General features: G+C 61.6%; 2 protein-coding genes. One reads left to right on the top strand and one right to left on the bottom strand.

Annotated elements, in window-relative coordinates; genetic code table 11:
- Positions 1 to 248 precede the first annotated feature (248 nt).
- Positions 249 to 1,028, bottom strand: coding sequence for a hypothetical protein (locus FJ980_RS30135; protein WP_140547251.1), 780 nt, complete (start codon positions 1,026 to 1,028; stop codon positions 249 to 251).
- Positions 1,029 to 1,230: 202 nt separating this feature from the next.
- Between FJ980_RS30135 and FJ980_RS30130 the strand changes: the two genes are divergently transcribed.
- Positions 1,231 to 1,863 carry an isoprenylcysteine carboxylmethyltransferase family protein gene (locus tag FJ980_RS30130; protein ID WP_140547250.1) on the top strand — a complete coding sequence of 211 codons (633 nt, stop codon included), beginning with the start codon at positions 1,231 to 1,233 and terminating at the stop codon, positions 1,861 to 1,863.
- Positions 1,864 to 1,953 lie beyond the last annotated feature (90 nt).

The following is a 1,953-nucleotide window of genomic DNA, read 5'->3' as shown; positions in this document are numbered from 1 at the left end:
AGGAGCGAAGCGACGCGCGCAGACCATAGAATCCATTCCGCGACTTGGAAGCGTCGCCACGGTGCAGAATTCTGCTCCGTTGCACACCTTGGCGAAGGTAACGGAATGGACTCCAGGATCTTCGCGACGGAGCTTCGCTCCTGCTCCGCCCTGGAATGACGATCGCGATGGGCGTTTCGGCCAATCTCCAAAGCATGCCACCTGCCAACGCAAACAGAGCCGACCGGTCAAAATCCTGTGCGGCGCCTCTAGTCGAGGAGCGCCAGCTCGTCTTCGTCGATCAGCTTTCTCAGCGTCATATGGAGAACGATGGCCACGATGCAGCCGAGGAAAATCAGGCTGGTGAAGGTGGCGCCGAAGCCCAGCCCGCCATATTCGCCTGGATGCGAGAGCAGGTCGCCGAAGGAGGCGCCGAACGGCCGGGTCAGGATATAGGCAAGCCAGAAGGCGAGGACGCTGTTCAGGCCGAGGAAGAACCAGGCAAAAGCGATCGCCGCGATCACGCCGCCGAAGATGAGGCCGGTGGCGAGATAGCCGATATCGAAGCGCTCGGCCACCAGATCGCCGGCAGCCGTGCCGAGCGAGAAGGTGAAGAGGATCGCCAGCCAGTAGAAGATCTCGCGCCTGGTGGTGAAGATGGTGTGGATCGAGAGGGTCCTTTCGCTGGCGTACCAGACTGCGAAAGTCAGTGCCAGGGCGACCGAGAAGACGATGGTCGTCGTCTCCAGCCGCACGCCGAAATCATCGACGAGGTTGTCGGTGACCAAGGTGCCGACGACGCTGATCAGCACGACCGCGAGCCAATAGGCCCAAGGTACATAGCGTTTCTGCGCAAACTGCAGGACGAGCGCGACGATGACGATGCCGCCCATGATCAAAGACGTGACGGTAAGGCCGAGGCCGAGATTGACGGCGAGGTAGTCGGCCGCCGTCTCGCCCATGGTCACCGCCATGATCTTGATCAGCCAGAAATCGAGCGTGACGTCCGGGACGCGGTTGGGCGCGAGGTTGTCGGCTTGTGAGATCATGGCGTGATCCGTTGTTCGTTCGAGCCACCTCGAATTCCGTATGGCGGCGACGCCCAAATTAGGCAGGCAAAGTCACCGCGGCCTGTCCGCGTTCTTACAAATTCGTAAGGTCGGCCAAAAACATCGGCGGGGCCTCGCCATCACGCGGCAGAGAAGCTAGACAAGCCTGGCGCGCCTTCTTGGCGTCGGAACGGTGAGAAGAATGGCCTATACATCCCTCAAATCGGCGCCGAAGGCGTTCGACCAGCACAAGCGCCTGATCGTCGTGCAGGCGGCCGCGGTGATGGCTATCGTCCTGTTGCTGTTTTCCAAGCCGTTCCTCAGCGAGGGCTCGAACGGGCACGAGCTGATGGAGACGGTCGGCTTCGGCCTGGTGCTCGTCTGTTTCCTTGGTCGGCTGTGGAGCATCCTCTATGTCGGCGGCAAGAAGAACAACGAACTGGTCGTCGCCGGCCCGTTCTCGGTGACCCGGAATCCGCTCTATTTCTTCTCGACCGTCGGCGCGGTCGGCATCGGACTGATGTTCGGCTCGGTGCTGGCGGCCGTCATGCTCGGCCTGGCGAGCTATCTCGTCTTCCGCTTCACCGCGCGCAAGGAAGCCGAATACCTCGCCGGCGAGTTCGGCGCGGCTTATACGGCCTATGCCAACCGCACGCCGCGCTTCTGGCCCAACCCGCTGCTTTACCGCGACGAGGCGCAGTGGCTGTTTTCGACGATGGCGTTGCGGAACACGTTTCGCGACGGGCTCTATTTCCTGGCTTTATTTCCGGTGATCGAGGCGGTCGAGTATTTGCGCCTCAGCGGCGACCTGCCGACGCTTTTCACGGTTTATTAGTTGGGCGGCGGGCCATGCCGGCACGCAGCATGCCTTGGAGACTAGCCGAAATGCCCATCGCGATCGTCATTCTATGGCGGAGCGACGCGC

Origin of the sequence: Mesorhizobium sp. B1-1-5 (assembly GCF_006443065.1) — a bacterium.
Classification (GTDB): Bacteria; Pseudomonadota; Alphaproteobacteria; order Rhizobiales; family Rhizobiaceae; genus Mesorhizobium.
This window is presented reverse-complemented; position numbering and strand designations above follow the sequence as displayed.

Bases quoted from the DNA above. Each gene is read 5' to 3' on its own strand.
- FJ980_RS30135 (WP_140547251.1), bottom strand. From the start codon at position 1,028: ATGATCTCACAAGCCGACAACCTCGCGCCCAACCGCGTCCCGGACGTC.
- FJ980_RS30130 (WP_140547250.1), top strand. From the start codon at position 1,231: ATGGCCTATACATCCCTCAAATCGGCGCCGAAGGCGTTCGACCAGCAC.